9 protein-coding genes are annotated in these 8,187 nt (G+C 73.1%); 3 read left to right on the forward strand and 6 right to left on the reverse strand.

The window, feature by feature from the left end; translation table 11 throughout:
• The first annotated feature begins 315 nt into the window (after positions 1 to 315).
• The gene (locus E2C05_RS25570; RefSeq protein WP_133222472.1) at positions 316 to 2,049 is read left to right on the forward strand and encodes a GMC family oxidoreductase; all 1,734 of its coding nucleotides are present in this window, start codon (positions 316 to 318) and stop codon (positions 2,047 to 2,049) included.
• Positions 2,050 to 2,076: 27 nt separating this feature from the next.
• A complete protein-coding gene (locus E2C05_RS25575; RefSeq protein WP_133222473.1) occupies positions 2,077 to 2,259 on the forward strand; it encodes a hypothetical protein in 183 nt (60 codons plus the stop codon).
• A 12-nt stretch (positions 2,260 to 2,271) separates the two neighbouring features.
• On the opposite strand, the gene E2C05_RS25580 is transcribed toward E2C05_RS25575, so the two are convergent.
• From E2C05_RS25580 to E2C05_RS25605, 6 genes are all read right to left on the reverse strand, one after another.
• Positions 2,272 to 2,736, reverse strand: coding sequence for a hypothetical protein (locus tag E2C05_RS25580; RefSeq protein WP_133222474.1), 465 nt, complete (start codon positions 2,734 to 2,736; stop codon positions 2,272 to 2,274).
• A 134-nt stretch (positions 2,737 to 2,870) separates the two neighbouring features.
• Complete coding sequence (gene ptsP, locus E2C05_RS25585) at positions 2,871 to 4,817, reverse strand: phosphoenolpyruvate--protein phosphotransferase (protein WP_133222475.1); 1,947 nt, start codon at positions 4,815 to 4,817, stop codon at positions 2,871 to 2,873.
• Positions 4,807 to 5,076, reverse strand: a complete 270-nt coding sequence (locus tag E2C05_RS25590; RefSeq protein WP_133222479.1) for an HPr family phosphocarrier protein — start codon at positions 5,074 to 5,076, stop codon at positions 4,807 to 4,809. The genes ptsP and E2C05_RS25590 overlap by 11 nt, the downstream gene beginning before the upstream one ends.
• Before the next feature lie 80 nt (positions 5,077 to 5,156).
• Positions 5,157 to 5,597 (reverse strand): PTS sugar transporter subunit IIA, encoded by a 441-nt coding sequence (locus E2C05_RS25595; RefSeq protein WP_133222476.1) that lies wholly within the window; start codon positions 5,595 to 5,597, stop codon positions 5,157 to 5,159.
• Positions 5,594 to 6,622 carry an RNase adapter RapZ gene (gene rapZ / locus E2C05_RS25600; protein ID WP_207191784.1) on the reverse strand — a complete coding sequence of 343 codons (1,029 nt, stop codon included), beginning with the start codon at positions 6,620 to 6,622 and terminating at the stop codon, positions 5,594 to 5,596. Before rapZ ends, E2C05_RS25595 begins: the two co-directional genes overlap by 4 nt.
• A complete protein-coding gene (locus E2C05_RS25605) occupies positions 6,619 to 7,077 on the reverse strand; it encodes an HPr kinase/phosphorylase (protein WP_133222477.1) in 459 nt (152 codons plus the stop codon). The genes rapZ and E2C05_RS25605 overlap by 4 nt, the downstream gene beginning before the upstream one ends.
• A 105-nt stretch (positions 7,078 to 7,182) precedes the next feature.
• Between E2C05_RS25605 and E2C05_RS25610 the strand changes: the two genes are divergently transcribed.
• Positions 7,183 to 8,178 carry a threonine/serine dehydratase gene (locus E2C05_RS25610; RefSeq protein ID WP_133222478.1) on the forward strand — a complete coding sequence of 332 codons (996 nt, stop codon included), beginning with the start codon at positions 7,183 to 7,185 and terminating at the stop codon, positions 8,176 to 8,178.
• Positions 8,179 to 8,187: the final 9 nt, after the last annotated feature.

Here is an 8,187-nt window from a genome sequence, read left to right on the forward strand (position 1 = left end):
CGGCAGGGGGGATGCCGGGCGGCGGCGCGCACGGGCGGTGGAGGCCGGCGGCATGTCTTCGCGCCATAGCATCGCCCGGCCGCCCGCGGCCAGCCTTCCCCGGCCGAGGGCGGCGAGGCAGGCGGAATGGTCCGCGCGCGCATGGGCCGCCGGGGCTCTCGGACCACACCCCTTCGCCCGCAACGGAACGGTCCGCGCGCGCATGGGGCGCCGTGGCCTGCCGCGCGGCGCGCCGCCGCCGCCGCCCGCCTGATGGCGCCCGGGCCGGTCCGTGGTAGGGGATCGGGCCAGCGCCAGAGACGCGGGGGAAACGCCATGGACTACAGCCACATCATCGTCGGCGGCGGCTCCGCCGGCTCGGTGCTCGCCAGCCGGCTCTCGGCGCGCTCGTCCAACCGGGTCCTGCTGCTGGAAGCGGGGCAGGACACGCCGCCCGGCCAGGTGCCGGCGGCCATCGCCGACACCTATCCCGGCACCGCCTATTTCGACCCGCGCTTCCACTGGACGTCGCTGAAGGTCCGCACCCAGGTCGTCTCCCACAACGATCCGAACGCGCCGCTGCCGCCGCTGCGCAAGTACGAGCAGGCGCGGGTGCTGGGCGGCGGCTCCTCCATCAACGGGCAGATGGCGAACCGCGGCGCGCCGACCGACTACGACGAATGGGCGGCCCGCGGCGCCGAGGGCTGGCACTGGGACGCGGTGCTGCCCTATTTCCGCAAGGTCGAGCGCGACCTGGACATCCAGGACGAGTGGCACGGCCAGGACGGCCCCATCACCGTCACCCGCATCCCCGAGGATCGCTGGTGCGGCCACACCAAGGCGGTGGCGGAGGCCTTCAGGCAGGCCGGGTACAAGTACCTGCCGGACCAGAACGGCTTCTTCGAGGATGGCTATTTCCCCGTCACCGTCTCGATCGACGGGAAGCAGCGCGTCTCGGCGGCGCTGGGCTACCTGAACGCGCAGGTGCGGGCGCGGGCGAACCTGACCATCTCGACGAACACCCAGGCCAGCGGCCTGATCTTCGAGGGCGCGCGCTGCGTCGGCGTGACGGCGGTGGTGGATGGGCAGCAGCGGCAATTCCGCGGGCGGGAGGTCATCCTGTCCTCCGGCGCCATCCATTCGCCGGCCATGCTGCTGCGCAACGGCATCGGGCCGGTCGGGCACCTGCGGGAGATGGGGATCGAGGTCCGCTCCGCCCTGCCCGGCGTCGGGCAGCGGCTGATGGACCACCCGTCCATCTCGCTGTCCTCCTTCATCCGCCGGCCGGCGCGGCTGACCGATGCGCAGTCCCGCCGGCACATCCTGCTGGGGCTGCGCTATTCGTCGGGCATCCCGGAAGCGCCGCGCGGCGACATGTTCGTCGCGGTGGCCAGCAAATCCGCCTGGCATTCGGTGGGGCAGCAGGTCGCCTCGCTGCTCGCCTTCGTCAACAAGACCTATTCCGAGGCGGGGCAGGTGCGGCTCGCCTCCACCGACTGGCGCGACGAGCCCGTGGTGGAGTTCAACCTGCTGTCCGACCGCCGCGACCTCGATAGGCTGATGAGCGGCTTCCGGATGCTGGCGGCGATCCAGCTTTCCGCGCCGCTGGCCGCCGTGACGACCGACCCCTTCCCGGCCGCCTATAGCGACCGCGTCCGCGCCATCGGCGTGGTGAACGAGAAGAACCGCTGGATCACCAGGGCCATCGCCACGCTGCTGGACGGGCCGCCGGCGCTGCGCAGTTGGCTGATCGAGAAATACGTGGTCGAGGGCTTCACCTTCCGCCAGGTGATGGAGGACGAGGACGCGCTGGAGGCCTTCATCCGCAAGGCGACCATCGGCGTCTGGCATGCCTCCTGTTCCTGCCGCATGGGGCGGGACGACGACCCGATGGCGGTGGTGGACACCGAGGGGCGGGTGCGCGGGGTGGAGGGGCTGCGGGTGGTCGATGCCTCCATCTTCCCGGTCGTGCCCTGCGCCAACACGAATTTCCCGGTGCTGATGACGGCCGAGAAGATCGCCGACGCGATCCTGGCGGAGACGGCGCGGGTGCCGGAGGCGGTGGCCTGACGGCGGGCGGGCGCGGCAACATCCGCCGTGCCCGCGCGTTCCGGCCGCATGGCCAATCCCTGGACGAAGAAGAACCCGCTGCTCAGCCTGTGGCTCAGCGCCGCCAATGCCTGGTCCGGCGCCGCGCGCGGTGGGATGGCCGCGGCGGCGAAGCGCGAGACGGCGAAGGCGCTGCGACCGAAGCGGCCCGCGAAGACGAAGCGCGCCTGACGCTGGCGCCAGTCACCGCGTCACATGCGACCGGAGGGACACGGAGGCGCAGGTGTCGATGAAGAGATGCACGGCCGAGTTCCAGAAGCTCGTCGACGTCATGCGGCTTGGCGACCAGACGGCGAAGACGTATCCCGACGCGTCCGTCTCCCGCAATGCGGTGGCGAGCTTCGCCTCGTGGTCCGTTTCCCGGTCGACCGCGGCGCGCGGGGCTGCCGCGTAGAGTCCGATCTGCCGGGCGCATTGCAGCACGAAGCCGAGATGGCCGAGGTTGAAGCCCCAGAAGCCGAGCAGGACGAAGACCGCGGAGTAGGTCGAAAGCCCGCTCTTCTCGCCGAAGCCGGCGGCGGTGAACTGGATGACGGCATATCCCGCCCACAAGGTGTCGTGCTGGGTCTGCTTGGCCTGCAGCACGTCGAGGATCCTCGCCACCTCGATGCCGGGCTTCGGGGCGGACAGATCCTGCGCCATCGCCATGCGCGCCTCCGGAAGGGAGCCTGCCGCACGCGATCAAAGCCGGCCGGTATCGCTGCCTGCCACGGTGCCCTGATCACGAATGATGGAAACCACCATGCCGATCCCCCGATCTTGCCGGGGGGTGTGCATGGGCCTCAGTCCTTCGCCGTCCCGAAGCCCATCACCAGCTCATGGATCCGCTGCGGGTCGGACTGTTCCATCACCCGCCGGGCGAAGCGGGCGCAGTCGGCGATGTCGAGGCTGCGCACCATCTGCTTCACCCGCGGGATGGCGCTGGCATTCATCGACAGGCAGCGGATGCCGAGGCCGAGCAGCAGCGGCACCAGCCGCGGGTTGCCCGCCATCTCCCCGCACACCGATACCGGCATGCGCAGCCTGAGCGCCGCCTCGGTCGCGAACTGCATCAGCCGCAGCACCGCCGGGTGCAGCGGGTCGTACAGATGCGCGACCTCCGCCTCCGCCCGGTCCACCGCCAGGGTGTACATGGCCAGGTCGTTGGTGCCGATGGCGAAGAAATCGGCCTCGAGCGCGATGGCGTCGGCCGCCAGGGCGGCGCCCGGCGTCTCGATCATGCAGCCAAGCTCGGGCAGGCGGTCCGGCAGGTGGACGCCCTTGCGCTTCAGCCGCTTCGCCACCCGCTCGTAGATCTCCCGCGCCGCCTTCACCTCGGACGGGTTGGTCACCATCGGCAGCAGGATGCGGACATTGCCCTTGTCCGCGACGCGGAGGATGGCGGCGAACTGCGCCTCCAGCAGCTCCGGCCGCTTCAGCAGCAGGCGCAGCCCGCGCAGGCCGAGCGCCGGGTTGGGCCCGGCATGGGTCGGCGCGATGCCCTCGCTCAGCGCCTCCATGTCCTTCTCGCCGCCCCAGTCCAGCACGCGGATGGTGACGGGGTCGCTGCCCATCGCCTCCAGCACCTGCGCATAGGCCTGGGTCTGCGCCTCCTCGTCCGGCAGGTCCTCCCGGTTCATGAAGAGGAACTCGGTGCGCAGCAGGCCGATCCCCTGCGCGCCGGCCTGGGCGATCAGCGGCAGCTCGGCCGGGATCTCCAGGTTCGCCTGCAGCTCCACCAGCTCGCCGTCGGTGGTCACCGCCGGCAGGCGGCGCAGCTTGGCGAGCTTGGCGCGTTCCTTGGTGAAGGCGGCCAGCGCCTCCCGCCCCCGCTCCAGCGCCTTCTCGCCCGGGCGCAGCACCAGGGTGCCGGCGCTGCCGTCCAGCACCGCCATGTCGCCGCGCTGCGCCGTCTCGGTCAGGCCGACGCAGCCGAGCACGGACGGGATGCCCAGCGCCCGCAGCATGATGGCGGTATGGCCATCCGCCCCGCCTTCCTCGGTCGCCACGCCGGCGATCTTCCCGGGGTCGAGCAGCGCGGCATCCGCCGGGGTGAGCTCCTCGGCGATCAGGATAGAGCCTTCCGGCACCTCCTTCAGGCTGCGGAAGGGCGTGCTGGTCAGGTTGCGGGTCAGGCGCCGGGCGATCTCCCGCACCTCGTCGGCGCGGCGCTTCAGCCCGGCCTTGTCGTCGTCCTTGGCGGCGAGGATGAGCGCGGCGATCGCCTCCGCCTCGTCCTGCACCGCGGTCTCGGCCGCCAGCAGCTCGCTCTCGATCCGCTTGCGGGCGCCGCGCAGCAGGCGGGAATTGCCCAGCATGAGGATATAGGCGTCGAGCAGCGGCTCGAGCTCCTCCTGCGCTTCCTCGGGCAGGATGCCGAGACGGGTCTTGAGCTTGCCGAGCTGCTTGCGGGACAGCGCCACCGCCTCGGCCAGGCGCTGCCGCTCCGCCTCCACCGCCGCGGCGGCGATGCGGCGGCGCGGCGCCTCGGCCGGCACCTCGGCCGTGTCGAAGACCGGGCCGATGGCGATGCCGGGCGCGATGGCGATGCCGCGGACCGGCTGTTCCTTGGTCCGCCGCGCCGGCGGCCGCCGCGGCGCCTCGGTCCCGCGCTCGGTCGCCCGGTCGGCCGGGCGCTCGGCCGGGCGGTCCGCCGCCTTCTCCGCCGGCCGGTCGGGCGCTGGGTCGCGCGGCCGCTCGGCGCCCTTGGCGCTCAGGGCCTCCGGCGTCGCCGGCGTCTCATTCTTCATGGAAACCGGCCTCGACCAGGCCGGTCACCGCGTCGAGCGCCTCCTTCGCGTCCCAGCCCTCGGCTTCGATCTCGACCGTGCTGCCCTGCCCGGCGCCCAGCATCATCAACCCCATGATGGAGCAGGCCGGCACCTTCTGCCCGTCGCGGGAGACGTGCAGGCAGGCGGAATAGCGTTCGGCCAGCGTCACCAGCTTGGCGGCGGCGCGGGCATGCAGGCCGCGGCTGTTCTTGATGGTCAGCGTCTGCCGCAGCACCATCTCCCCGTCGCCGCCGCAGGCCTCCTCGGCCGGCGCGGCGATGGCGGGCGTGGCCTCGGCGGCATGGGTCGCGGTCTGGCTCACGGCTTGGCTCCTCCGTTCGCGCTGCCATTGACCCGGGCGATCCCGTGCGGGATCTCCCCGGCGGCGGCGATGTATTTGCGGCCGGCCGCCGCGGCATGGTCCACCGCCTCGGCCAGGGGTTGCGACGACCTGATCTTGGCCAGCTTCACCAGCAGCGGCAGGTTGACCCCGGCGATCACCTCCACCTGCTTCGGGTCGGCCAGCGACACCGCCAGGTTGCAGGGCGTGCCGCCCATGATGTCGGTCAGCAGCACGACGCCATCGCCCTGGTCCACCGCCGCGATGCTCTCGCGGATATCCTGCCGGCGCCGCTCCATGTCGTCGTCCGGCCCGATGCAGACCGTGGCGACGGCCCGCTGCGGCCCGACGACATGCTCCATGGCGAGCCGCAATTCATCCGCGAGGCGGCCATGGGTGACGAGTACCAGTCCTATCATGGGATGCGCGTCAGGGCCTCCCGACCCCCCGCCCGGTCCAGAGGAGTCGGGGCGGATTCTCCACCGGCGGGCCCCGGGTCTGCCGCGGCCGCCGGATTGCGGGGGGCGGGTAGCGCCGCCGGGTCGTCGCCGGCAAGGGCCCGCCGGGCCAGTTCCCGGTGCGAAACCTCCGCCCGCCAGCCCGCGTCCCGCAGATGGGCGGCCAGGCGTTCCGCCACAAGGACCGACCGGTGCTTCCCCCCGGTGCAGCCCAGGGCGATGGTGAGGTACTTCTTCCCCTCGGCCACGTAGCGTGGCAGCAGCGGGTCGACGAAGCCGGTCAGCCGGGCCCAGAAGCCGCGGAAGCCCGGGTCCGTCTCCACATAGTCCGCCACCGCCGCGTCCCGCCCGGTCTGCGGCTGCAGGCCGGGGACATAGTGCGGGTTGCGCAGGAAGCGCACGTCGAAGACCAGGTCGGCCTCCCGCGGGAGGCCGCGCGGGAAGGCGAAGGAGACGAGCTGGATGGCGAGGCCGGGCATCCCTTCCGGCCGGAACCGCGCCTCGATCATCGTCCGCAGCGTCGGCAGCGGCAGCTCGGAGGTGTCGATCACCAGGTCGGCGGCGTCCTGCAGCGGGGAAAGCAGGTCCTTCTCCCGCTCGATCCCGTCGATGACCCGGTTGCCGAGCGAGCCGCCGGGGGCGAGCGGGTGGCGCCGCCGCGTCTCGGTGAAGCGACGCAGCAGCACCGCGTCCTCGGCGGTGGCATAGACCAGGCTGACGCAGACGGCGGGGTTGGCGCGCAGCCGGTCGAGCGTGGCCAGCGCCTGGGCAGGAACGAAGCCGCGGGTGCGGGTGTCGATGCCGGCGGCGATCGGGTCCATCCCGTCCTCCACCAGTTCCTCGAGCACCTTGAGCGGCGGGTTGTCCACCGTCTCGAACCCCAGATCCTCCAGCACCCGCAGGATGGACGCCTTGCCGGCGCCGGACAGGCCGGTGACCAGCACCACCGGCCGGATCGGCGGCCGCGCCGGCACCGCCCCGGTCATGCGCCCGCCTGCAGGAAGGCGCCCGCCACCTGCGGCGCGCGGCCCAGCGCCGCCTCCAGCGCCAGGGCCAGCTTGGCGGTGGCCGAAGCCTCGAAGGGGTCGAGCCGGATCACGGGCAGGGCCACCCCGGCATCCGCCCAGCGCTCCGGCGCCGGCAGCCGGGGGATCTCCGCCCGCGGCACCAGCCGGGCGACGAGGCGGAGCGGCGCCGGCGCCGCCACCGCCAGGTCGCGGAACAGGCCGAGGCCGCGCACTTCCAGCATCCCGCGCAGCGCGTCCGGCGGCGATGCGCACAGCCCCGCTTCCCCGGCCCGGAGGTCCACCTGGTCGTCCGCGACCAGCCGCCACCCGTCCCGAATCAGCCGCAGCACGAGATCGGATTTCCCTGACCCTGGGGGACCGAGGAGGAGGACGGCGTCCCCATCCCGGGCGACTGAACTGGCATGGATCCGCATCCGCGTCGCCACCGAACAGACGACCGACCATGGCAGAAACCCCCCGGGAGTCCAAGGGGACCCCCGGTTGCGTCGCAGCATGCGGCATGCCACCCGTGACGCATCATGCCCCTTCATCTTCCCAACGCCGCGCCCGCCGATGCCGCGCCCGCCAACGCCGTGCATGGCGGCCCGACCCGCGAGGCGATCCGGGACGCCGCACGGCGCATCGGCCCGCATGTCCGGCGCACGCCGCTGCTGCGCCTGTCCGGCACCGATCTGGGCCTGCCCCAGGATATCGTAGCGAAGCTGGAATTGCTCCAGGCCAGCGGATCCTTCAAGCCGCGCGGTGCCTTCAACCGGTTGCTCTCGCAGACGTTGCCGGCGGCCGGGGTGGTCGCGGCCTCGGGCGGCAACCACGGTGCCGCGGTGGCCTTCGCGGCGCAGCGGCTGGGCGTGCCGGCGGAGATCTTCGTCCCCGAGATCACCGGCGCCGCCAAGCGGGCGCGGATCGAGGGCTATGGCGCCCGGCTGGTGGTGGGCGGCGCCGCCTATGACGAGGCGCGGCAGGCCAGCGAGGCCCGGGCGGCGGCGACCGGCGCGCTGCTGGTGCATGCCTATGACCAGGACGAAGTGCTGGCCGGCCAGGGCACGGTGGCGCTGGAATGGCAGGAGGACGCGCCGGACCTGACGCATGTGCTGGTGGCGACCGGCGGCGGTGGGCTGATCGGCGGCATGGCTGCCTGGTATGCCGGCACCGGTGTCCAGGTCGTGAGCGTGGAGCCGGAGGCCTGCCCCACCCTGGCGACCGCGCTGCGGGAAGGCCGGCCGGTGCCGGCGCCGGTGGGCGGGGTGGCGGCGGACAGCCTGGGCGCGCGCCAGGTGGGCGCGCGCATGTTCGCCGTGGCGAAGGACCATGTGGCGGCGGCGGTGCTGGTGCCGGACGATGCCATCCGCGCGGCGCAGCGCCTGCTGTGGGACGCGGCGCGGGTGGTGGCGGAACCGGGCGGGGCGACGGCGCTGGCGGCGCTGCTCTGCGGCGCCTGGCGGGCGCCGGCGGGGGCGCGGCTGGGCGTGCTGGTCTGCGGCGGCAATTGCGACCCGGGCAGCGTCGCGGGCTGAGGGCCCGCC

Source organism: Paracraurococcus ruber (genome assembly GCF_004353985.1).
In the GTDB taxonomy this organism is placed as follows: domain Bacteria; phylum Pseudomonadota; class Alphaproteobacteria; order Acetobacterales; family Acetobacteraceae; genus Paracraurococcus; species Paracraurococcus ruber.

Excerpts from the sequence above, each read along its gene's own strand:
- E2C05_RS25570 (WP_133222472.1), top strand. The coding sequence starts at position 316 with ATGGACTACAGCCACATCATCGTCGGCGGCGGCTCCGCCGGCTCGGTG.
- E2C05_RS25580 (WP_133222474.1), bottom strand. The coding sequence starts at position 2,736 with ATGGCGATGGCGCAGGATCTGTCCGCCCCGAAGCCCGGCATCGAGGTG.
- ptsP (WP_133222475.1), bottom strand. The coding sequence starts at position 4,817 with ATGAAGAATGAGACGCCGGCGACGCCGGAGGCCCTGAGCGCCAAGGGC.
- E2C05_RS25590 (WP_133222479.1), bottom strand. The coding sequence starts at position 5,076 with ATGGTGCTGCGGCAGACGCTGACCATCAAGAACAGCCGCGGCCTGCAT.
- E2C05_RS25595 (WP_133222476.1), bottom strand. The coding sequence starts at position 5,597 with ATGATAGGACTGGTACTCGTCACCCATGGCCGCCTCGCGGATGAATTG.
- rapZ (WP_207191784.1), bottom strand. The coding sequence starts at position 6,622 with ATGACCGGGGCGGTGCCGGCGCGGCCGCCGATCCGGCCGGTGGTGCTG.
- E2C05_RS25605 (WP_133222477.1), bottom strand. The coding sequence starts at position 7,077 with ATGCGGATCCATGCCAGTTCAGTCGCCCGGGATGGGGACGCCGTCCTC.
- E2C05_RS25610 (WP_133222478.1), top strand. The coding sequence starts at position 7,183 with ATGCCCCTTCATCTTCCCAACGCCGCGCCCGCCGATGCCGCGCCCGCC.